Origin of the sequence: Parasphingorhabdus marina DSM 22363, assembly GCF_900128895.1 — a bacterium.
Taxonomy (GTDB): Bacteria; Pseudomonadota; Alphaproteobacteria; order Sphingomonadales; family Sphingomonadaceae; genus Parasphingorhabdus; species Parasphingorhabdus marina.
Genome location: NZ_FSQW01000001.1, coordinates 563,162 through 584,538 on the forward strand (window position 1 = coordinate 563,162; position 21,377 = coordinate 584,538).

28 protein-coding genes and 1 tRNA gene are annotated in these 21,377 nt (G+C 57.1%); 17 read left to right on the forward strand and 12 right to left on the reverse strand.

The window, feature by feature from the left end; genetic code table 11:
- Positions 1–230: 230 nt before the first annotated feature.
- Positions 231–318 (reverse strand) — tRNA-Ser (locus BUQ90_RS02760).
- Positions 319–424: 106 nt separating this feature from the next.
- Between BUQ90_RS02760 and BUQ90_RS02765 the strand changes: the two genes are divergently transcribed.
- The 5 genes from BUQ90_RS02765 (at position 425) to BUQ90_RS02785 (ending at position 5,156) form a co-directional block, all read left to right on the forward strand.
- Entirely contained in the window at positions 425–1,477 is a 1,053-nt protein-coding gene (locus BUQ90_RS02765) for a peptidylprolyl isomerase (protein WP_074203609.1), read from the forward strand.
- Positions 1,478–1,744: 267 nt separating this feature from the next.
- Complete coding sequence (locus tag BUQ90_RS02770; protein ID WP_084192443.1) at positions 1,745–2,740, forward strand: peptidylprolyl isomerase; 996 nt, start codon at positions 1,745–1,747, stop codon at positions 2,738–2,740.
- An 89-nt stretch (positions 2,741–2,829) separates the two neighbouring features.
- Positions 2,830–3,954: an alanine dehydrogenase gene (ald, locus tag BUQ90_RS02775; RefSeq protein ID WP_074203610.1), complete on the forward strand. Its 1,125-nt coding sequence runs from the start codon at positions 2,830–2,832 to the stop codon at positions 3,952–3,954.
- Positions 3,955–3,971: 17 nt separating this feature from the next.
- On the forward strand, positions 3,972–4,943 hold the full coding sequence (locus BUQ90_RS02780; RefSeq protein ID WP_074203611.1) for an oxidoreductase: 972 nt from the start codon (positions 3,972–3,974) through the stop codon (positions 4,941–4,943).
- Between the two features lie 6 nt (positions 4,944–4,949).
- A complete protein-coding gene (locus BUQ90_RS02785) occupies positions 4,950–5,156 on the forward strand; it encodes a DUF5818 domain-containing protein (protein WP_074203612.1) in 207 nt (68 codons plus the stop codon).
- Here BUQ90_RS02785 and rpoN read toward each other — a convergent pair.
- The 5 genes from rpoN to BUQ90_RS02810 all read right to left on the reverse strand — a co-directional run bounded on the left by rpoN (position 5,153) and on the right by BUQ90_RS02810 (position 9,539).
- Positions 5,153–6,676, reverse strand: coding sequence for an RNA polymerase factor sigma-54 (gene rpoN / locus BUQ90_RS02790; protein WP_074203613.1), 1,524 nt, complete (start codon positions 6,674–6,676; stop codon positions 5,153–5,155). The two genes, BUQ90_RS02785 and rpoN, sit on opposite strands and share 4 nt — an antisense overlap.
- A 46-nt stretch (positions 6,677–6,722) precedes the next feature.
- Positions 6,723–7,463, reverse strand: a complete 741-nt coding sequence (lptB, locus tag BUQ90_RS02795; RefSeq protein ID WP_239447380.1) for an LPS export ABC transporter ATP-binding protein — start codon at positions 7,461–7,463, stop codon at positions 6,723–6,725.
- A 188-nt stretch (positions 7,464–7,651) separates the two neighbouring features.
- Positions 7,652–8,203, reverse strand: coding sequence for an LptA/OstA family protein (locus BUQ90_RS02800; protein ID WP_143182700.1), 552 nt, complete (start codon positions 8,201–8,203; stop codon positions 7,652–7,654).
- Positions 8,204–8,848 carry an LPS export ABC transporter periplasmic protein LptC gene (gene lptC, locus BUQ90_RS02805; RefSeq protein WP_074203615.1) on the reverse strand — a complete coding sequence of 215 codons (645 nt, stop codon included), beginning with the start codon at positions 8,846–8,848 and terminating at the stop codon, positions 8,204–8,206.
- A 73-nt stretch (positions 8,849–8,921) separates the two neighbouring features.
- Positions 8,922–9,539, reverse strand: coding sequence for a ribonuclease D (locus tag BUQ90_RS02810; protein WP_074203616.1), 618 nt, complete (start codon positions 9,537–9,539; stop codon positions 8,922–8,924).
- Between the two features lie 236 nt (positions 9,540–9,775).
- Between BUQ90_RS02810 and BUQ90_RS02815 the strand changes: the two genes are divergently transcribed.
- On the forward strand, positions 9,776–10,138 hold the full coding sequence (locus BUQ90_RS02815) for a DUF4870 family protein (RefSeq protein WP_074203617.1): 363 nt from the start codon (positions 9,776–9,778) through the stop codon (positions 10,136–10,138).
- Between the two features lie 210 nt (positions 10,139–10,348).
- A complete protein-coding gene (locus tag BUQ90_RS17905; RefSeq protein ID WP_074203618.1) occupies positions 10,349–11,002 on the forward strand; it encodes a cold-shock protein in 654 nt (217 codons plus the stop codon).
- Positions 11,003–11,070: 68 nt separating this feature from the next.
- Here BUQ90_RS17905 and BUQ90_RS02825 read toward each other — a convergent pair whose 3' ends face one another.
- From BUQ90_RS02825 to BUQ90_RS02835, 3 genes are all read right to left on the reverse strand, one after another.
- Positions 11,071–11,535, reverse strand: coding sequence for a Dps family protein (locus tag BUQ90_RS02825; RefSeq protein WP_074203619.1), 465 nt, complete (start codon positions 11,533–11,535; stop codon positions 11,071–11,073).
- 127 nt (positions 11,536–11,662) lie between these two features.
- The gene (locus BUQ90_RS02830) at positions 11,663–12,229 is read right to left on the reverse strand and encodes a TMEM165/GDT1 family protein (RefSeq protein WP_074203620.1); all 567 of its coding nucleotides are present in this window, start codon (positions 12,227–12,229) and stop codon (positions 11,663–11,665) included.
- A gap of 12 nt (positions 12,230–12,241) precedes the next feature.
- Positions 12,242–12,577 (reverse strand): hypothetical protein, encoded by a 336-nt coding sequence (locus BUQ90_RS02835; RefSeq protein WP_074203621.1) that lies wholly within the window; start codon positions 12,575–12,577, stop codon positions 12,242–12,244.
- 204 nt (positions 12,578–12,781) lie between these two features.
- On the opposite strand from BUQ90_RS02835, the gene rpmG reads away from it, so the two are divergent.
- Positions 12,782–12,949, forward strand: coding sequence for a 50S ribosomal protein L33 (gene rpmG, locus BUQ90_RS02840; RefSeq protein WP_074203622.1), 168 nt, complete (start codon positions 12,782–12,784; stop codon positions 12,947–12,949).
- Positions 12,950–12,966: 17 nt separating this feature from the next.
- On the opposite strand, the gene BUQ90_RS02845 is transcribed toward rpmG, so the two are convergent.
- Positions 12,967–13,335 carry a response regulator gene (locus BUQ90_RS02845; protein ID WP_074203623.1) on the reverse strand — a complete coding sequence of 123 codons (369 nt, stop codon included), beginning with the start codon at positions 13,333–13,335 and terminating at the stop codon, positions 12,967–12,969.
- Between the two features lie 52 nt (positions 13,336–13,387).
- On the opposite strand from BUQ90_RS02845, the gene BUQ90_RS02850 reads away from it, so the two are divergent.
- Genes BUQ90_RS02850 through BUQ90_RS02870 form a run of 5 tightly spaced genes read left to right on the forward strand, consistent with a single transcriptional unit; the run spans position 13,388 to position 16,759 of the window.
- A complete protein-coding gene (locus BUQ90_RS02850; protein WP_074203624.1) occupies positions 13,388–13,675 on the forward strand; it encodes a DUF3572 domain-containing protein in 288 nt (95 codons plus the stop codon).
- Positions 13,672–14,346, forward strand: a complete 675-nt coding sequence (locus BUQ90_RS02855) for a hypothetical protein (protein WP_074203625.1) — start codon at positions 13,672–13,674, stop codon at positions 14,344–14,346. The genes BUQ90_RS02850 and BUQ90_RS02855 overlap by 4 nt, the downstream gene beginning before the upstream one ends.
- A 12-nt stretch (positions 14,347–14,358) precedes the next feature.
- Entirely contained in the window at positions 14,359–14,826 is a 468-nt protein-coding gene (locus tag BUQ90_RS02860; protein ID WP_074203626.1) for a RidA family protein, read from the forward strand.
- Positions 14,804–15,565, forward strand: a complete 762-nt coding sequence (locus BUQ90_RS02865; RefSeq protein WP_074203627.1) for a glycerophosphodiester phosphodiesterase family protein — start codon at positions 14,804–14,806, stop codon at positions 15,563–15,565. Before BUQ90_RS02860 ends, BUQ90_RS02865 begins: the two co-directional genes overlap by 23 nt.
- A 15-nt stretch (positions 15,566–15,580) precedes the next feature.
- A complete protein-coding gene (locus BUQ90_RS02870; protein WP_074203628.1) occupies positions 15,581–16,759 on the forward strand; it encodes a GNAT family N-acetyltransferase in 1,179 nt (392 codons plus the stop codon).
- Positions 16,760–16,765: 6 nt separating this feature from the next.
- On the opposite strand, the gene BUQ90_RS02875 is transcribed toward BUQ90_RS02870, so the two are convergent.
- Together BUQ90_RS02875 and panC are read right to left on the reverse strand one after the other, a co-directional pair.
- Entirely contained in the window at positions 16,766–17,062 is a 297-nt protein-coding gene (locus BUQ90_RS02875) for an SEL1-like repeat protein (protein ID WP_074203629.1), read from the reverse strand.
- Positions 17,063–17,228: 166 nt separating this feature from the next.
- Positions 17,229–18,074 (reverse strand): pantoate--beta-alanine ligase, encoded by an 846-nt coding sequence (gene panC, locus BUQ90_RS02880; RefSeq protein ID WP_074203630.1) that lies wholly within the window; start codon positions 18,072–18,074, stop codon positions 17,229–17,231.
- Positions 18,075–18,219: 145 nt separating this feature from the next.
- On the opposite strand from panC, the gene BUQ90_RS02885 reads away from it, so the two are divergent.
- From BUQ90_RS02885 to BUQ90_RS02900, 4 genes are all read left to right on the forward strand, one after another.
- On the forward strand, positions 18,220–19,032 hold the full coding sequence (locus tag BUQ90_RS02885; RefSeq protein ID WP_074203631.1) for a division plane positioning ATPase MipZ: 813 nt from the start codon (positions 18,220–18,222) through the stop codon (positions 19,030–19,032).
- A 3-nt stretch (positions 19,033–19,035) separates the two neighbouring features.
- Positions 19,036–19,458, forward strand: coding sequence for a J domain-containing protein (locus BUQ90_RS02890; protein WP_074203632.1), 423 nt, complete (start codon positions 19,036–19,038; stop codon positions 19,456–19,458).
- A 108-nt stretch (positions 19,459–19,566) separates the two neighbouring features.
- On the forward strand, positions 19,567–20,973 hold the full coding sequence (gene pgmG, locus BUQ90_RS02895) for a phosphoglucomutase/phosphomannomutase PgmG (protein WP_074203633.1): 1,407 nt from the start codon (positions 19,567–19,569) through the stop codon (positions 20,971–20,973).
- On the forward strand, positions 20,970–21,374 hold the full coding sequence (locus BUQ90_RS02900; RefSeq protein WP_074203634.1) for a DUF1801 domain-containing protein: 405 nt from the start codon (positions 20,970–20,972) through the stop codon (positions 21,372–21,374). The genes pgmG and BUQ90_RS02900 overlap by 4 nt, the downstream gene beginning before the upstream one ends.
- Positions 21,375–21,377 lie beyond the last annotated feature (3 nt).

The following is a 21,377-nucleotide window of genomic DNA, read 5'->3' on the forward strand; positions in this document are numbered from 1 at the left end:
GCTTGTTGAAACAGTTCATTCCTATCATCATAGACTATGATCCCCTTGTAGGAACGATCCGCACCGCAAGATGACAGCAACAGGAGGGACAATATCGTCACCATGCACTTCATAACAGCTTCTCCGAAATCCGAACGCTTTTGCGACCGCTCTTTCATCAAAGAGCGTAGCCGCATTGGCGGAAGATAAGAAGACTGACAGATTGCGCGCAGCCGCAGAACCACAAAAAATGGCGGAGTCGGAGGGATTCGAACCCTCGATAGGTTGCCCTATACACGCTTTCCAAGCGTGCGCGATCGACCACTCTGCCACGACTCCGCATATGCCACCCGATCCGTGCAATGGTCGATAACCGGACAGCGCCGCTTCCCCTAGTGCGGGAATCGCACTTTCGCAAGTCATTGGTTGCGGTTAAGGTTTGCGCATGAGAAAAAACCTCCTGTTTGCTCCGCTCGCAGCGCTGCTGTGTGCCGCTCCCGCCACCGCCCAGGAAGAGGCGCCGAAAGAATTTCCCAGCCCCAATGCCATCGTTGCGGCAGCGGCGGCGACAGAATGGCAGCCCATTGCCGCGTCGGACCTGCTGGTGATGGATCTGGCACCCGATGCAAAGGGCGAAGAACGCCGGGTGATCATCCAGCTGATGCCGCCGCCCTTCTCGCAGGGCTGGATCCGCAATATCCGCAAGCTGGCCGCGGCGAAATTCTGGGACGGCACCAGCATCAACCGCGTGCAGGACAATTATGTCGTGCAGTGGGGCGATGCGGGGTATGACAATCCGGAATCCGGAGAGACTGAACAGAAGGCATTGCCGGAAGGTCTGGAGGTGACTGGCGAGAATGAGTACAGTCAGCCCGCTTCAAATATTATCCGTGAGCTCCTTGGCACAGACAGTACCGATGATTTGAAGCGAACGGCTGAAGAAGCATATGCAGACGGAGGTGTCGCCGCCAATCGCAATATCGTCCACATGCTGATGCGAGATGCCTATGCGGCCCGCACTTCATTTGTCGGGGGCTTTCCTTTTGGCTTCGGAGGAGCAGAATGGGACTCACCAGTCTGGCCCGTCCACTGCTACGGCATGGTGGGCGTAGGTCGAAACCTGTCCCCTGACACGGGCACCGGCGCGGAACTCTACACCGTGATCGGCCACGCCCCGCGCCATCTGGATCGCAATATTGCCCTGGTCGGCCGGATCGTCGAAGGTATGGAACATCTCTCCAGCCTGCCGCGCGGCAAGGGGCAGCTGGGCTTCTATGCCGATCCGGAGAAGCGTGTGCCGATCACGGCTGTCCGTCTGGCCAGCGACCTTCCAGCAAAGGACCAGCCGGAATTTCGGTATTTGGATACAGAGAGCAACAGCTTCGCCCGCTATGCCGAGGCTCGGGCCAACCGCCGGGATCCGTTTTTTATCAAACCGGCCGGTGGCGCCGATATCTGCAATATCCCGGTGCCGGTCCGGCGAGTGACGGCAGACTAGCGGTCCAGTGCACCTGCGCAGGCAGGTGACCATCTTCTGACGCCGCTCTTTATGGAAAACACCGGAGATGGACTCCTGCCTTCGCAGGAGTACGAGGAAACTCGTGTTGCCGACCGTGTGTGCCGATCACATCAGCGGCATCCGGACACTTTCCTAATTGGCAGGTCGCGATTATGCTCTGGCCATGGACGTCATCAGACATATTCTCGCTAAACGCGCAGGGTTACACGGTGTAACCTTTGTCACCCACCGGCCGGAGCCAAGATCATGAAAAGACACACCAAAATTTTGCTGGCGGTGCCGTTTCTCTTTCTGACCGCCAATCTGTCACCCGCTTCGCCCGCCCAGGCACAGGACGCTGCGCCGGAAGAGGAAGACGCGGATAAAGCCCCGACACCTGAAGAGGTGCTGGCCGCCGCGCCGGCCGAACACTGGCTGCCGATACCGGTGAACGACCTGCTCGTCATGACCCTGCCCGACGATGCCGAGGGTAACTCCCGGCAGGCGGTGATCCAGCTGTTGCCCGCCAGACTGTCCGGCGGCCATGTCCGCAATATCCGCACATTCGCCCGGGCGCGCTGGTGGGATGGCACGGTGATCTACCGTGTCTCGAAAGGCTTCGTGACCCAATTTGGCGGGACGCCGCTGTCCAAGCCGATGCCCAAAAATCTCGAGACGGTGCCCGAAAGCGAATATTATAACGCCGCCATTGGCGAACGCCGCAATCGCGACATGGCGGCGCTGAAAGCGGCGGTTGATTACAGCAACACATATCAGGGCACCGAGATCCGGCCGCTGATGAAAATCATCTATGAGAATTTCGGTGCCAAAGTCGGCTTTGGTGCGGGCTGGCCGGTCGGAATCACCGACAAGGGCAGCTATCCCCTGCTCTGCCGCGGCTCACTGTCGCCAGCCCATTATGATCCGCCCGATACCGGTACCGGGTCGGAGCTGTCCGTCATCACCGGCGAACAGGCGCGCGGGCTGGATACAAAATTTGGCAATATCGGCCGAGTGATTGCGGGGCTGGAACATCTCGTCAATCTGCCGCTGGGAACCGAAGGCGGGGGATTTTACGCCGACAAGAGCCAGCATGTGCCCATTCAATCGATCCGCCTCGCCAGCGAATTGCCGGTCGCCGATCAGCCGCGCTATGAATATCTGGCAAGCTACAGCCCGTCGCTGCTGAAATATATTGATGCCCATGGCGGCTATGGCAATATTTGCACCGTGCCGGTGCCAATAAGAAAAGTTGCGGAATAAGGTAATTATATTACAATTCCCGCTCGCAACTTCTGTCATGAACTGGTAACAGCCGGAGTTCAGACTCGGTCAGGAAACAGGAGCCTCCCATGCGCGTCGGTACCCCTACGGAAATCAAGAATCATGAATATCGCGTCGGCCTCACCCCGGAATCGGTGCGCGAACTCTCCGCCCACGGCCATGACGTGCTGGTCCAGTCCGGGGCGGGCCTCGGCATTGGCGCCGATGATGCCGAATATGTTGCTGCCGGTGCAACCATCGCCGAGACCGCGGCCGAGATTTTCGAAAAATGCGACATGGTGGTCAAGGTCAAGGAACCGCAGGCGGTTGAACGGGCGATGCTCCGCGAAGGCCAGATCCTGTTCACCTATCTGCACCTGGCACCCGATCCAGAACAGACCGCTGATCTGGTCCAATCCAAAGCGACATGCATTGCCTATGAAACCGTGACAGGCACCGGTGGCCTGCCGCTGCTCAAACCGATGAGCCAGGTCGCGGGGCGGATGTCGATCCAGGCCGGTGCGACAGCGCTGGAAAAAGCCCATGGCGGACGCGGCATCCTGCTCGGCGGTGTGCCCGGCGTGTCTCCCGGCAAGGTCACCGTCATCGGCGGCGGTGTGGTTGGTTTCAACGCGGCCCAGATGGCGGCCGGCCTTGGCGCCGATGTGACGATACTCGATCGCAACCCGGATGTGCTGGAATCGCTCGGTCATTATTTTGAAGCCCGGGCCAAAACCCGTTTTTCCAACAAGGCCAATCTGGCGGAATGTGTGGCAGATGCCGATCTGGTCATCGGCGCTGTCCTGATCCCCGGTGCGGAAGCGCCGAAACTGGTCAGCCGTGAAATGCTCTCCACCATGCGCCCCGGTTCTGTTCTGGTCGACGTCGCGATTGACCAGGGCGGCTGTTTCGAAACATCCAAGGCGACTACCCATCAGGATCCGACCTATGTCGTCGATGACATTGTCCATTATTGCGTCGCGAACATGCCCGGCGCCGTGTCCCGGACGTCCACCTATGCGCTCAACAATGTCACCCTGCCCCATGCTCTGCAGATCGCGAACAAGGGGTGGGAAGCCGCCCTGCGTGATGACGCCCATCTCGCCGAAGGCCTGAATGTGTGGAACGGGCACGTCACCTATCAGGCTGTCGCTGACGATCTGGGCTATGATTATATGCCGGTTTCGGAAATAGTGGGAACGAAGACCACGTAACAAAAGGATCAGATCATATGGCAGCAGCAGACCAGACACCTCTTGGCTCCGGATTTCCGGCCAAGAGCGAACCGCAGGACGTGCTGGCCGGCATCGATCTGACCGGGAAGACCGCCATCGTTACCGGCGGCTATTCGGGCATTGGTCTGGAAACCACCCGGGCACTGGCCAGCAAGGGCGCGACGGTCATTGTCCCCGTGCGTGATCCCGCCAAGGCCGAGGAAAATCTGGCGACGGTCACTGGTGATGTGTCTTCGGCAAAAGTGGATCTTGCCGACCTGGATTCGGTGCGCGGTTTCGCGTCCTCCGTATATGACAGCGTCGATGCCCTCGACCTCCTGATCAACAATGCGGGCATCATGGCCTGTCCGCTGGAGCGGGTCGGACCGGGTTGGGAAAGCCAGTTCGGGGTCAATCATATGGGCCATTTTGCCCTGACCAAGGCGCTCTTGCCTCTTATCGAAAAGGCCGATGCGCCGCGCGTTGTTGCCTTGTCCTCGATCGCCCACAAACGCGGCGGAATCCTGTGGGACGACATCCAGTTCGAGAAAAGCGAATATCACAAATGGGTGGCCTATGCGCAGGCGAAAAGTGCCAATGCGCTCTTCGCCAATGCGCTAAGCCGGCGGATGGCGGATTTTGACGGCCGGGCATTTTCGGTACATCCCGGCGGAATCTTCACACCCCTGCAGCGGCACCTTCCCAAGGAAGAACAGATTGAACTGGGCTGGCTCGGCCCGGATGGCGAAGTCAGTGAAGGCGCAAAAGCGATTTTCAAAACCCCGGAACAAGGTTGCACAACGACCCTCTGGGCTGCCACTTCTTCGCTGCTCGATGACAAGCACGGGCTCTATTGCGAGGATTGTGATGTGGCGCAGCTGATGAGCGCAGATTCGCCGCCTTATCTCCATTGCGCCCCGCATATTGCCGATGAGGAGGGCGCGGAACGGCTCTGGGATATCAGCGAAGAACTGCTCGCCGAGGCCTGATCTTCGATGAAGGATCCCGTCCGACCGGAGGCCGAATATGCAGGAATGCTGGTCCGCGATGCAGGCGGCTTTGTGCTGCAGGCCGATGACGGGAACAGCTATCGCCTGGAATTATTGCGGACGCCCGTTGATGCGGTCGAGAAACGTGTCGTCGTGACAGGCATACTGGTAAGCGAATTGTCGATCGAAGCCGAAGCTGTGCGACTGGCTTAGGCCGCCTTGCCCTGCAATGCTTTTTGGCGGCGGCGTTGAACCGAACTGCCAAGCCCCAGAGCTTCGCGATATTTGGCGACGGTTCGCCGGGCAATGTCGAAGCCTTCCTCCTTGAGCAGCTTGACCAGCTTGTCGTCGGACAGGATCTTTTTCGGATCCTCATTGTCGATCAGGGACTTGATATGGCTCTTCACGGCTTCCGCTGACGCCGCTTCGCCACCGGTAGAAGACTGGATACCGCTGGTGAAGAAATATTTGAGCTCAAACGTGCCACGTGCGCAGGACAGATATTTGTTCGACGTCACCCGGCTGACGGTGGATTCGTGCATTTCAATCGCATCGGCAACATTCTTCAGCGTCAGCGGCCGGAGATGGGCGACACCTTCGCGGAAGAAATTCTCCTGCTGCTTCACGATCTCGGTAGCGACCTTGGTGATCGTGCGCTGCCGCTGGTCAAGCGCCTTGACCAGCCAGCTCGCATCGGCGAGGCAATCGTTCAGCCATTCTTTCGACGCCTTGTCCTGCGCGCCGTCTTCCAGCTCGCTATAATAGGTGCGGTTGACCAGCACTCTGGGCAAGGTCGCACTGTTGATTTCAATGATCCACTTGCCGCGACGCTCCGCTACGAAAATGTCGGGGACTACCGCCTGAACATCGCCGCCGCCGATCCGCAGGCCCGGTTTCGGATCATAATCACGGATTTCGGATACCATATCCATAATATCTTCGTCGTCGACATTGCAGATGCGCTTGAGTTGCGGCAACGCGCCTTTGGCGAGCAGGTCCAGATTGTCGAGCAGGCAGGCCATGGCGGGATCATAACGATCAGCGTCCTTCGCCTGCAGCATCAGACATTCCGACAGGTCCCGCGCGCCGACCCCCACCGGTTCCAGACTTTGCACAGCGGTCAGGACATGTTTCACTTCTTCCAGGCCCACTCCGAGCCGATGCGACAACTCGAGCAGGTCGCACTGCAGATAGCCGCATTCATCAATCTGATCGATGATATGCTGGGCTATGAACAACTCCGCGCCAGACAGAATAGCGCCTGCCTGTTTCATCAAATGTTCGGCCAGAGTGGTTTCGGCCACCAGCATATTCTCAAAATCGGGAGCCTCGCCACCGGAACCACTGGAAGAAGCCGTTGCGCCATTCAATCCCAATGTCCCATCAAGCGCACCTGCAGGCTGTCCGTCGCTCTCGGACAGGCTGTTGCTCGAAAACTGCTCGCCCGAAACGTCAATGTCCAGTGTCGATTCCGCTTCAGCCGGCCCGGAAGTTAATATTTCATCGCTGCCCTGGACCGCTGGCTCCGCATCGACATCCGCGCCGTCGCCATCACCGGTATTTTCCGCGGTGAGCTCTCCGGTTTCGAGCAACGGATTTCGCTCGAGCTCATCCGATATGTAGGTTTCCAGCTCCAGGTTGGACAAGGCCAGCAGCTTGATTGCCTGCTGCAGCTGCGGGGTCATCACCAGTGACTGGCTCTGTCGCAGGTCGAGGCGTGGACCCAGTGCCATTATCTTCGCCGGATCCCTTCTCCGCGCCGATAGTTACCAGCGATCTTCACAGTGCAAAGCCTTCGCCAAGGTACAGGCGCCGGACATTTTCGTCGGCGACCAGGTCTTCGGGACTTCCGGCAAACAGCACCTGACCATCATAAATAATGCAGGCCCGGTTCACGATATCGAGCGTTTCACGGACATTATGGTCAGTGATCAGCACACCGATTCCGCGCTCGCGGAGCTGGACGACAAGATCGCGAATATCCGAAATCGAAATCGGATCGATACCTGCAAAAGGTTCGTCCAGCAGGATGATCGAGGGGTTGGCGGCCAGTGCACGCGCAATCTCGCAGCGACGACGTTCGCCTCCTGAAAGAGCCATGGCAGGGGACGAGCGCAGCGCTGTCAGGCCGAATTCATCGAGCAGGCGGTCAAGTGTTTCCGCGCGGACTTCCTTGTCGCTTTCTACCATTTCCAGCACGGCAGAAATATTCTGCTCCACGGTCATGCCGCGGAAAATTGACGTTTCTTGCGGCAGGTACCCGAGGCCCAGAATCGCCCGGCGGTACATGGGAAGCGATGTAATATCCTCGCCATCGAGCATGATCCGGCCGGCATCGGGCCGGACAAGACCCATGACAGAATAGAAGCAGGTGGTCTTGCCAGCTCCGTTGGGGCCCAAAAGGCCAACAACCTCCCCGCGCGCCACCGAAAGCGACACATCCGACAAAACGCTGCGCTTGTCATAGCTTTTGGCAATCGAAACAACCGCCAGGCCATGTTCCATGGCGTCGCTTGCCATGGCAGAGCCCGGTGCAGATGCGGTGCTTTGATCAACAGCAGCGATATCGTTCATAAAATTCTTGTCCCTGGCCGCGGTTCTGCGCCCTGATTTCTTGTCTAAGGGTTAATATTGCCCCAATCCAATGGATTTTGGCAAGCTTTGTGCATGGAAGAGGCAAATATCTGTTTTGACGACAGAAAATATCGCTATTGCGGATCCCGCTGGGGCACAGTGAATGTGCCGGACACGCGTCCGCCAGAATTTCTGACTCCCGATGCACCCCTGCCAGCGGCCTGACCATCTATCGTGGATTGCCCGGAAGCCAGATCGATTATCAGCCGCCCTCCCGAGAGCCGATTGGTGCCCTGGGTCAACTGCACATTACCGACAACGGTAATCAACCGGCGATTCAGATCATATATGGCGGCGTTACCGCTGGCTGTATCGCCATTCTTGACTATTCGCACGCCGCCCGAAGCATCTATTCGGTCCACTTCAATCCCGCCGGTATTGCGGTAGGCCACGGTCATTCTCGCCGAGTTCAGAACCAGACCCGCCTGTTCGACACGGACGGCACCGGAAAGCACTACGCGATCGGCACGATCCTGCACTTCGATCCGTCCGGCGTCAAAATTGACAGGTGCGTTGGCATTATGGCCGCCAAAAACCTGCGCAGGCGCCGCTCCGGCAAAAACTGTCATGCCCGCTGCAATCAGCAAGGTGCCCGCAAGCATTCCGGCCTTGGTCTGTCTTTTCATTTATCCGCCCCTCAGTCCGTTTTGCACGATGCGCAATTTTGCATTGCCATCAAGTGTCACCGTACGCGCATTCATGTCTGCCTTCAGTTGATCAGCCCGGAAAGTCCCGATATTGGTCCGGCCTTCAACGGCCTGGTCACTTTCCAGGGTCCGGCTCTTCAGATCTACGGTCACATTGTTGGTAGTGAGGCGGTACCCGCCGGCGGATTCCACCTGAACGGGTCCTGGAACACTGACATTTTCCAGATCCATATCATAGCGCCCTTGTTGCGCCCGAATCTGCGCGGGTCCGTCTTCCAGCAGGATACGAGCGGACAGATTGCTCAGCTCGACTATCGCCTCTTCCGAGCTTTTTTGAACGGCGGAACCCGCTTTCAGGGAAAATGGTCGGCCCTGACTATCTTCTCCACGATACAGCGCTTCCGTGACCCGCATGCGTTCTTTCGCGACTTCCACACTGTTTTTGTCCAGAACAAAACTCAGCTCACCCGCCATGGTAAAGGGCGCAAGCGCCAAAACAGCACCCAGGGCCCCAACAAATACCGGCAGGAGAATCCGCAAGAAACGGATGTTGCGATCATGGCTGCCACCCGGAGCGGCGAACTCCTGTCGCTTGCTTTTGGCTTTGTTGGTCTCAGTCGACATATTGATGCTTTTTCACACGAGGCGGCGTTTATCGGGCCTGAATACGGGCAATGCGTACCACCTACCAATCCCGTCAGGCATGCGCAAATATATCCACGTCCGGCCATCCGGCGATGTCCAGCCGCGCCCGATGGGGAAGAAAATCGAAGCAGGCCTGAGCCAGTTCCATTCGCCCTTCCCGTTCAAGCCGGACTTTCAGCTCGTCCCTCAGACGATGAAGAAACCGGACGTCGGATGCCGCATAATCCTGTTGCGCTTCGCTGAGTTCCGGCCCGCCCCAGTCACTGGACTGCTGCTGTTTGGAAATATCCTGCGCCAGCAATTCACGGACCAGCTCCTTGAGACCATGGCGATCCGTGTAGGTGCGTACCAGTCGAGATGCGATTTTGGTGCAAAACACGGGCTCTGCCATCACCCCCATATAATGCTGGATAGCGGCAAGATCGAAGCGGGCAAAATGATATAGTTTCACACGGCCGGGATCGGCGAGAATCGCCCTGAGATTGGGGGCGGAATAATCACTGTTGACTCCAAACCGGACAAGATGCTCGTCTCCACCGCCATCGGAGATCTGAAGCAGGCAGAGGCGATCGCGCAAAGTCTGAAGACCCATGGTCTCGGTGTCTACAGCGACTGGTCCGTCTGCCAGAACGTCCTTCGGCAAGTCTTCTTCGTGAAAATATACGGACATTACGCTTCTCTTATCTGGTTTTGACAGTCCATGACATGCAACTCAATGGCGGCCTGGGACCATCCATCCCGGATCGGGCAAAAAGACATGTTTTTCAGATCTTTCGGCCGAGCAGCACAAATTGACATCATGGCGTCCATGAATATGCTATGTGCCGTAGCGCCACAAAAACAGCAAGACCTAGATTGCCGTTCGCCAGCGACCCGAATGGCCGTCTTCAAAAGTTGGGGAAAAACATGACAGACCAGAAATCGCCTTCGTCGGACAGCAATTTCGACATGAACAAGTCAACCATCATATCACTTCTGTATATCGCCAGTTTTGTGGTGGGTATCACCGGGCTTATCGGAGGAATACTGGCATTTGTCTGGAAAGACGAAGTCGCCGGAACCTGGGAAGAAAGTCACCTGCAATATCACATCATGACCTTCATTGTCGGTATCATCGTGGGAGTGGTTGGCGTAATATTGTCTTTCGTACTCATTGGAATCCCGCTGTTGTTTGCTCTTGCGGTCTGGGTTCTGGTCCGTTCGATCATGGCTTTGCTGAAGGCCCAGAAGCAGGAACCCATGGCAGATCCGAAAACCCTGCTTTTCTGAGATCGCGAAATTTGATGTCCTGAGGAGTCAGGATTCTGTTCCTGGTTAACGCGAATTTCGCCAGTTGCGGAATTTTGTTCGCATAACCCGTGGTTTTTCTATATGGTTGCGCAGCGCAGGACATAGGGATTCGCGCGGGATAATGATCAGAACATCGTCCGTTCTGACATTGGATGATACTTTTTGGGCGAAGTGAAAGACGATTCAGGAATGGGTTTTGACAGGAACCGGCGTGGTAGAGGCCGGGATAAGCGCGACAGCTTCGGCGATGAAAATTTTGACGGATATCAAGGTGACAGTGCTCCCCCAGTAGAACGATACACCCGCCCCGACAGCGGTTTTGGCGGCGGTGGTGGCGGTCATCGCGGCGGCGGCATGCCAGATCAGGTGGTTGGCGAAAGCACCGGAAAAGTTAAGTTTTTCAATGCCCAAAAAGGGTTTGGATTCATTGTCCAGGATACGGGTGGCGACGATGTTTTCGTTCATATCAGCCAGGTTGAACGGGCTGGGCTCAAGGGGCTGGCCGAAGGTCAGGGCTTGCGCTTTTCTCTTGTGGATCGGGGCGGCAAGGTTTCCGCTTCCGACATTCAGATTGAAGGCGACCTGATCGAAGTCGTCGATCGCGGTGGACCGCCACAGCGGGAACTGACCGGAGAAAAAGCCAGTGGAACCGTCAAGTTCTTCAACAGCATGAAAGGTTTCGGATTCATCCAGCGTGATGATGGTCAGCCAGACGCATTTGTGCATATTTCTGCAGTCGAACGAGCTGGGATGAGCGGGCTGGAAGAGGGCGACAAGCTGGAATTTGAGCTGGAAGTCGACCGGCGCGGCAAAACTGCTGCGGTCAATCTGATCGCCAAATAGGCTGAGACCAAAAACAAATCAAAAATAGCGGGCACTGACCCGCTATTTTTGGTTCTTCGCTGTTTCAATCAGGCGCTCTGCGCACTTTCGAGCAGGAACCAGGCGCGTTGCTCTGCCTGATCAGTCCAGTCGTCAAGCATACCGTCCGTGGCATTGTCGCCTGCTTCACCAGCGAGCTCCTTCGCAGACCGATACTGCTCAACCAGCCGCAGATTGTCGTTGCGCAATTCGCTCAGCATGTCGTCCGCGCTGACTTTGACAGAATCGTTGTCGCTCAGGCTTTGTCGGCCGGAAATGTCGCCGATGGACGTCAGGGTGCGGTGGCCGTTTTTCCGAACCCTTTCGGCGATTAGATCGGTTGTGGCCAAAATTTCGGCCGCATGTTCATCAAACATCAGATGATAGTCCCGGAAATGCGGTCCGGACACGTGCCAGTGAAAGTTTTTCGTCTTCAGATACAGTGCAAATGTGTCCGCCAGAATGGCATTCAGTGCTTCGGCAACAGCTTTCTTTGCGTTGTCTCCTGTGGTCATCATAATTCTCCATCAACTACCTGTTGATTCTTTAATAGGTCGGTTTTCCGGAGTGTGCCAACGCAATTCCTGGGTCTGTCTGATTTGTTGAATCGATAAATGCCTGGTCGTTAATCGACTATATTGATTATAAAACGCCCCAGGCACTCATGGCGAGAATGATCCCGATAGCGACCAAGACAGTCCCGCCAGTTTTTCGCATCGCCACAACTGGCACTGCCTGCGCCAGTCGTTCTTGCAGGATTATTGCAGGCAAACAGGCGAGCATCACACCGATCCATCCGCCAATAGCGGCAAAAATCCAGGCGTCGGTACGTGCGGCCGTGGCCGCAAGGATGAATTGGCCCTTGTCCCCAAACTGCAGAATGAACAGGCCCAGAAAAGATGTCCAGAACGCTCCCGTTGACCAGTTTTCCAGAAGATCCACCGGCCGCCGCCATGCCAGCATGGCAACCCCGGCCAACAAAAGTGACAAGGCATAGAATAATCGCACCGGTTCTTCACTAATCCACTGATTCACTTGCGAGCCGGCCCAGGCAGATAAAAGACAGTTCACCAGAGTGGCCAGAGCAAGCCCCCAGACGACCGGCTGAACGCGCCCGAAGCGGATGACGAGCGCCGCGCACAAAATTTGCGGACGATCGCCAAATTCCGCAATAGCCAGGGCAAACAGGGATGTAAGAAATGCGTCCACGAGGGCGACAGATCAGGGCTGGCCACCCAGACGAAGAGCGACATTCGCCATCACTGCCTCCGTCATCCGGCGATCGGAAGGTTCACAGGACAGGGCGTCTTTCATGCTTTCCAGATAGGCCTGGGCCGTCACCGTCCCGCGGCCATGTTTAAAAGCCTGCTGGAGAGCGGACTCAAAGGCGCAGCTCAGATCATGCAGCGCGGTAAGCTTGTGCTGCTCCGCCTTTTGGCGGATCTGATCCAGATGCAGCAGGAACTGGACCGGATGCTCTTCCACAAGCGAAGGGGTGATCCCTTCGACAAGTGCCAGCATCTCTGCCTGAATGAGTAGATTTCGATCTTGTTCCATATATCTGCCCTGCCTTTTGGGTGACTGTGCAAAAATATGGTTAAATTGCCGTAAAGGCGGAGTGCGATCATCTCCTGCCGCGGGCGGGTGAGATTTCATCGCTTTTTCTTGACATTCACGGCGCCTTTCAGCATTAGCGCGCTCAATCACGGCGACGCAGCGCGGCGCCTTTGACTTTCAGCATATGCTTTTAAGGAACGCACCATGGCGAAACCTGCCAATGTAAAGATCAAGCTCGTCAGCACGGCGGATACCGGGTTTTTCTACGTAACCCGCAAAAATCCGCGGAATCTGACTGAAAAAATGGTGCAGCGCAAATATGATCCGATTGCGCGCAAGCATGTCGAGTTCAAGGAAGCCAAGATCAAATAAGCGGGCTCGCGATTAGGTTATCGCTGCAACACCGACTGCACTGATTCGACAAATCTGCCAACGGAAATTGGCTTGGACACATAGGCTTCCGCACCTGCTGTCAGGATGCGATCCTCATCTCCTTTGCCCGCATAAGCCGTAACGGCCATGATCGGAATGATCTTCAGCTGACCATCCTGCTTGATCTGTTCGATCAGTTCCAGCCCGCTCACATGCGGGAGCTGAATGTCCATGATGATCAGATTGGGGACAAAATTCCGGGCTTTGTCAACCACTTCCCGTCCATCTCGCACGGGTTCCACCACGAATCCATGTGCCCTCAAAAGGTCACAGAACAGTTTCAGATTCAGTTCATTGTCTTCGACAACCAGAACTCTTTTGGCCACAGCGCAATTGCCCCTTCCAAACTTGCTGCTGACGCTTTAGGCGAATCCGTAAATGGAAACAAATCACAATATGGAAGAACAGACCGAACTGCTCGCATTACAGGCTCTAAGCTGGGTGCTGGAGGACGAAGATCGGGCCAGCCGCCTGCTCGCCCTGACCGGACTGGATCCCCGGCAATTGCGCTCGGGACTCGAGGACCCTGCGCTGCTGTCCTCGCTGCTCGGCTTCCTCGCCAATCATGAGCCGGATCTGCTGGCATGTGCGGAAGCGATTGATGTTCCACCCGAGCAACTGGCCGCCGCTGCCGGATATCTCAATCGTACCGGAGACTTTTCATGAGCCGCAAACCCCTGCTGATTAGCGACTGCGATGAGGTTCTGCTGCACATGGTTGTGCCTTTTCAAGAATGGCTCGATTCGGACAAGCATATCCACTTTGATCTGGAGTCGGGGGACTTTGTTGATGCCTTGCGCCACAAGCATGACGGCACGCTGGTTGCCCGGGAGGAAGTCTGGCCGATGCTGAAGGAATTTTTCGACGGGGAGATGCACAGGCAGGGTGCGATTGACGGCGCGGTTGACGCAATCAACCAGCTCTCCGGACAGGCAGATATCGTTATCCTGACCAATCTGCTCGATGATCGGCGAGAGGCAAGGGCTGAACAGTTGCGCGCGGTGGGAATCGACTTTCCGGTCTATTGCAATCAGGGTGGCAAGGGCGAAGCCCTGGCGAAGATTGTCGCGGATTTTGACCCTCCGGTTGCGGTATTTGTCGACGATCTGGGCCATCAGCACAGCAGTGTTGCCAAGACCGCTCCACATGTCTGGCGGCTGCAAATGGTGGGCGAACCCATCCTCGCCAAACATATCAAAACCAACCCGGCCGCACATGCCCGTATAGATGGCTGGACGGAAGCGTTGCCTTGGATCAGCGAAAAGTTCGCGTCCGGAGAAGCAGCGCCAGCGACAGAGGAACTTGCAGAAGCGCTTGACCCGAATGCGCAGGCATGATTGACCGGGACTATGACAGATCATATCGAAACCGCCCTTGAAGCAAAGGGCATCAGTCTTCCCAAGGCCGCAGCCCCGGTCGCTTCCTATGTGCCGGCTGTGGAGATCAATGGCCTGCTGCATATCAGCGGTCAGGTCTCGATGGCCGATGGCCAGCTGATCACCGGTCGGCTTGGTGATGACCTGTCGCTCGAGCAGGGCCAGGAAGCGGCCAGGGCTTGCGCTCTGATGATCGCTGCGCAGATCAAGCTGGCGACGGGGTCACTCGATCGGGTCGACCGGATCGTCAAGCTCGGCGTGTTCGTCAACAGCACGGCGGACTATACCGATCATCCGAAAGTGGCCAATGGCTGCTCGGACATGATCGAGGTCATTTTCGGCGCAGCCGGCAAACATGCCCGCAGCGCCGTCGGTGTCGCGGCATTGCCACTCGGAGTAGCTGTCGAGGTGGACGCGATTGTCGCTCTCAAACCGGCTTGACGGGCTGTTTGCTCCGGCGCCGCAGCCTGAACGCGTCGCATTTCTGAAAGGTCAGCCCTATGCCCATCGCGGGCTGCATGGCAACGGAATCCTGGAAAATAGTCCGGCAGCTTTTGACGCTGCGATCCGTCAGGGGCACGGCATTGAATGCGATGTGCAGGCGGCAGAAGACGGCAGGGCCTTTGTCTTTCACGATTTTGAACTGGGCCGGCTGACCGGGCAGTCCGGCCTACTCGCACATATGCGGGCCGAAGAAATCGATCGCGTGCAACTGAAAGATGGTCATGGCAAGATTCCGCGCCTCCGGGAAATGCTCGATCAGGTGGGCGGACGCGTGCCGATACTGATAGAATTAAAGTCCCGGAATCGCCGGGTTGGTCCGCTGTGCCTGTCCGTCCGCCGGGCGCTGGAGGGTTATGGCGGCAAGGCGGCAATCATGTCTTTCAACCCGCTGGTTTCCGCCTGGTTCCGCAAGAATGCAGCCCATATTGTTCGCGGACTGGTGATCACCGAGGAAGGCCGCAAAAACCTCAAAGGTCGCATTGTACGCCATCAGGCGCTGTGGACTGCCAAGCCGGATTTTCTCGCCTATGACATCCGCGATCTGCCCTCCGGATTCGCAGCTTCCTGTCGCGCACGCGGCATGCCGGTCTTGACCTGGACCGTGCGGTCAGCCGAGCAGGAAAAAATTGCGGCACTGCACGCCGATGAACCGGTTTATGAGATGCCGCAGACCTGATAGCATCTGCAAAACATGCCTGATTCTGACGCCCCTCCCGAAAATCCGGATTTTGCCGAGAGCCTGGAAATCATTGCCCGCGCGGCACCAGACATTGCCTCTCTTCCCGCAAAACAGTGGGATGCCTGCGCCGGGCCGGACAATCCTTTTGTTTCTCACGCCTTTCTCTCGGCAATGGAAGAGTCAGGCAGCGTCGGACCTGGCACGGGCTGGAAATCCCTGCCGATCATTATCGAAGACAGCAGCGGTGAAATCCGCGCCTGTTTGCCGAGTTATCTGAAATCCCACAGCCAGGGCGAATATATCTTTGATCAGCAATGGGCCCATGCCTTTGAAAATGCGGGCGGACAATATTATCCGAAGATCCAGATCGCCTCCCCCTTTTCGCCTGTTCCGGGACCACGACTGTTGTTGCGCGATACGGGAATGGCTGGGCCGCTTTTGCGGGCGGCCGAACAACTGGCGGAGCAAAATGGCATTTCGTCCGTCCATGCAACCTTCGTAGCCGAAGATCAGCTCGATCATTTTCGCGAAGCGGGCTGGTTGATCCGGGCGGACAGTCAGTTTCACTGGCGCAACGAGGGTTATGACAGTTTTGATGACTTTCTGACCACCTTGTCCTCGCGCAAACGCAAGGCCATCCGGCGCGAGCGCAAAAAAGCGCGGGCGGAAGTGGAGATCAGGCAGTTTTCAGGTGACTCCATCACTTCGGAATATTGGGACTGTTTCTGGGAATTCTATCAGGATACCGGCGCCCGCAAATGGGGCACTCCCTATCTCACGCGGACGGCCTTCGATCTTTTGCAACAAAAAATGGGAGACCAGCTGCTCCTTATTCTGGCTTTTCAGGATGAAATCCCCGTTGCGGGAGCACTCAACGTCATCGGCACCGAAACACTTTATGGTCGCTACTGGGGCTGCACCCGGGACATTCCGTTCCTGCATTTCGAGATTTGCTATTATCAGGCGATTGATGCCGCGATTGAACGCAATCTGAAGACCGTTGAGGCCGGGGCGCAAGGCAGTCACAAGCTGGCGCGAGGCTATCAGCCGGTTTCGACCTGGTCTGCGCATTATATCGTCGATCCCGGATTTCGTACGGCCATTGCTGACTATCTGGATCGCGAGCGGCAGGCAGTTGCTGCCGACATGGAGTTTCTGGCCGAAATGGGGCCGTTCAAGAAGGGAGGTTGAGCCGGCTCAGGCAGCGCGACGGGTGGTCAGGTCCAACCAGTTGCGGGCTTCACGCTGGGCTTCAGCAATTTCCCGGGCGGTCATTTCGAGCGAAATTTCTGCACGGCACACCTTGCTTTCATCATGGCCTGACAAAGAAGCCAGATTGAACCATTTGTGGGCTTCGACAAGATCCACGTCGACCCCTTCGGATCCGGTCGAGTAAATCACCCCGAGTTCGTAATAAGCACTGCTGCTGCCTTTTGCCGCTTCTGCGAGCCGACTTTCGATTAGGAAGGCTGCGCTTTTCATGCTGTTAGCCATATTTCAAGTCCCTGTTCCTGTTTTGCCACCTCAGGTGACAGAACGACTTTCACAGCAATTTCTTAAAAGAATGGTTAACGCGATTCGTCAAAACCCGGATTTCGCCTTCCAAAAAGACTGGAAAACAAACAATTTACACGTTTTTGCAAGGTTAATGCAGGCCGCCTCAGCCGGGCGTTACGGCGATATTGTCGATCAGCCGCGTCGACCCGATATGCGCAGCCGCCAAAAGTCTTGCCGGTTCTTGATATTTGTTCATGATTTCCAGTGTTTCGGCATTTCTCAGCTCGAAATAGTCCACATTTTGAAAGCCGGAGGACAGCAATTTGCAGGTCGCCTCCTTCAAGATCTGATCCAGATCGCCGCCAGCGACTATGGCGGCAGCCGCGTCCCGCATGACGTCCGGCAAGGCCACGGCCTGCGCCCGCTGCTTCGAGTCGAGATAGGCGTTGCGGGAGGAGAGCGCGAGGCCATCCGGATCACGAACGGTGGGAACGCCAACAATATCGTGAGCAAAGTCCAGATCCCGCGCCATGCGCCGGATAACCGCCAGTTGCTGGTAGTCTTTCTCGCCAAAAAAGGCTGCATCCGGACGGACCTGGTTGAACAATTTGGCGACCACCGTAGCTACGCCATCAAAATGACCGGGTCGCGATCCGCCGCATAATCCGTTGCTGACACCGCTAACGCTGACATTTGTGGCATAGCCATCGGGATACATCTGCTCGACGGTCGGCACCCAAAGGATTGCAACATTCGCCTCTTCGAGGAGGGCCGCATCGGCAGATTCCTGGCGTGGATAGGCATCGAGATCTTCACCTTCACCAAACTGGGTCGGGTTGACAAAAATGGAAGCTATGACGGCATCGCATTGCTCGCTGGCCGCCTCGACGAGGGACATATGCCCGGCATGCAAAGCGCCCATGGTCGGCACCAGACCGATACGCTTATTGCGTTTCCGCAGCTCATTCAAAGCGTCCCGGAGTGGGGCAAGCTGCCTAATGATTTGCATGAAACCCTCAATTGTCCTAAATTTTACGTTAACAACCTTGCGAACTATGCGGGGATGGTTCACCCACCGCAAGAGCATTTCCTGCGTGGGGCACGAGAGACGCCACCATGGGCCGTGCGCGTCCGAAGGGGGACAGATCAGACAAGTGAGCAGCTCCGGAACACATCATATCGTTTTTGCGAACGAGAAAGGCGGCACGGGCAAGTCTACCACCGCCGTGCATGTGGCTGTTGCACTCGCTTATCAGGGTCACAAGGTCGCGATAATTGATCTCGATCCTCGCCAGCGCACCTCCTATCGCTATCTCGAGAACCGCGCGGCGACGATGCAGCGGCTGAACATCGACATTCCCCAGCCCTTTTTCGAAGTGTTCGAGCATGACTCACTGGCCCGGCTCGAGCAGCTGACCGAACGCATGGCACATGGTGTGGACTATCTGCTCTATGATACACCCGGACGAGACGACAAATTTGCGCGCTTTGTCGCAACCCGGGCAAATAGCCTGGTCACACCGATCAACGACAGTTTTGTGGATTTCGATCTGATCGGGCAGGTTGATCCGGAAACCTTCAAGGTCCGCAAGCTGAGCTTTTATGCCGAATTGATCTGGGAAGCCCGCAAGGCCCGGGCCAAGGCAGATGGAACAACGATCGACTGGGTCGTGTTGCGCAATCGCACCCAATATGTCGAAGCGCATAACATGAAGCGCATCATCTCCGCTCTGGCCGAGTTGTCGCAGCGCGTCGGCTTCCGGATCATCCCCGGGCTCAGCGAACGGGTCATTTACCGTGAGCTGTTTCCCGCCGGACTGACCATGCTCGACAAGGAGCATCTGGGGCGGCTGGCGACCAGTCATATCGCCGCGCGGCAGGAACTGCGCGAACTGATCAAGCATCTCGCCCTGCCCCAGCCCCATGCCGACCGGCCCAGCTTTGGCAAGCCGCAGCTGGTTGCCTGACCCATGACGACCATGCTGATCATCACCGCCGCGATCATCGGTGCGCTGGTTTTGTCGGGCAAGGCCAGAAACATGACAGCCAATCAGTGGTTTGCCCTCGCGGTGGCGCTGCTGGGCGTGAACTTCCTGCGCGGCGGAAGCTGGATAATCGGGACGGCGCTAATCGGCGGCGCGGCCTTTCTGAGCGGCTGGCGGATTCTGATTCCGGCACGGGACGAGCCGGAAAAAAAGCGCAAACCCCGCAATTTTGAACTCGATCGCGCACGCTCGCTGCTCGGCGTCGATGACAAGGCGGACCGGACGGCAATCAACAACGCCTGGCGCGACCGTTTGGCCGAACATCATCCCGACCGCGGAGGAGATGAAGAGATGGCACGGATGATCAACCGCGCCCGGGACATTTTACTGGACGAACTGGACGGTTGATTACCCTCGGAAAACCGCGATTGTGCGTTTCATCATAATTTGGCAACAGACGGAAGCTATTGACCTGCCTCCCCTCCTCAAAACTGACATCAAGAGACGAAGAAGAGAATGACCGCAAAAACCCATCACGAGTTCCATCCCACTTCGCTGCGTGAATATGACATTCGCGGGATTATCGGCGAAACTCTCGGCGAAGACGATGCCTATGCTATCGGTCGCGGCTTCGGGACGCTGATTGCTCGCGATGGCGGCACCACAGTGGCGACCGGATATGACGGCCGAATCAGCTCACCGGTCCTTGAAGAAGCGCTTGTCCGCGGACTGAACGACAGCGGCATCAGCGCCGTGTCTGTAGGAATGGGTCCAACACCCATGCTCTACTATGCCGAGTGCGTGCTGGACGACGTCCAGGGCGGGATCATGATCACCGGCAGTCATAATCCGGCCAATTATAACGGCTTCAAAATGGTGTTCCAGGGCCGTCCCTTTTTTGGCGATGACATTCAGGGCCTCGGCAAGATGGCGGCCAGCGGCGACTGGGACAATGCGGCAGAATCCGGCGCCGGGGTCACTCGCATCGATATGGAGGACCAGTATGTCGCCCGCTTGTTGCAGAATTTCTCGGGTGCGCCCTGCAAAATGGCCTGGGACTGCGGCAATGGTGCGGCTGGACCGGTCATCGAAAAGCTGACGGCGCAGCTGCCTGGTGAGCATCATCTGCTCTACACGGATGTGGATGGGAATTTTCCCAACCATCATCCCGACCCGACCGAGGAAAAGAATCTCGAAGATCTGAAAGCCATTGTCGCGGAAAAAGGCCTGGATTTCGGCGTGGCCTTTGACGGAGACGGCGACCGGATCGGCGCGATTGACGGCGAAGGCCGTGTCATCTGGGGCGACCAGCTGCTCTCGATTTATGCCGAAGATGTCCTGAAGTCAGTCCCCGGCGCGACGATCATCGCCGATGTGAAGGCTTCGCAGGCGCTGTATGACCGGATTGCCGAACTGGGCGGGAAACCGCTGATGTGGAAAACCGGACACAGCCTGATCAAGTCCAAGATGAAGGAAACCGGGTCCCCGCTGGCCGGGGAAATGAGCGGGCATGTGTTTTTCAAGCATGACTATTACGGCTTTGACGATGCGCCCTATGCCGCCATTCGCCTGATCCAGGCCGCCACCAATATTGGCAAGAGCGTGAGCCAGTTGCGCAGCGATATGGTAGAAATGATCAACACGCCGGAAATGCGCTTTCAGGTCGATGAAAGCCGCAAATTCCCGGTCATCGACGAAGTGCTCGAACGCCTGTCCGCGGCCGGCGCCGATGTCAACAGCACCGATGGCGCCCGCGTCAACACGGAGGATGGCTGGTGGCTGCTGCGCGCTTCCAACACACAGGACGTGCTGGTGGCCCGGGCGGAAGCCAAATCCGAAGCCGGGCTTGAACGGCTGATGGCCCAGATTGACGAGCAGCTCGGCCTGTCGGGCCTGAAGCGTGGCGAGACGGTCGGACATTGACCAGCAGGCTGCCAGCACAGACTGCAAAGGTCTTTGCGGCGCTGCCCGAAAACCTCGCTGAACGGCTGACAGAACTCCGCCACCTGATTCTGGATACCGCATCCGAAAATGCGGCTGTCGGGCCGCTAGAGGAAACGCTGAAATGGGGTGAACCTGCCTTTCTGCCCTCCGCCACCAAATCCGGCACCACCATCCGGATCAACCAGCACAAGGGGCAGGAGGATCTGTATGCGCTCTATGTCCACTGCCAGACCGATCTGGCCGACCGCTATCGGCAACTCTACGGAGATATCCTGGACATTGATGGCAATCGCGCCATCATTTTCCGGGTGGACGAGGAGCTTCCGGTTGATGCGGTCCGGCACTGTATCGCCCTCGCCCTGACCTGCCATCTGAAATAGGCA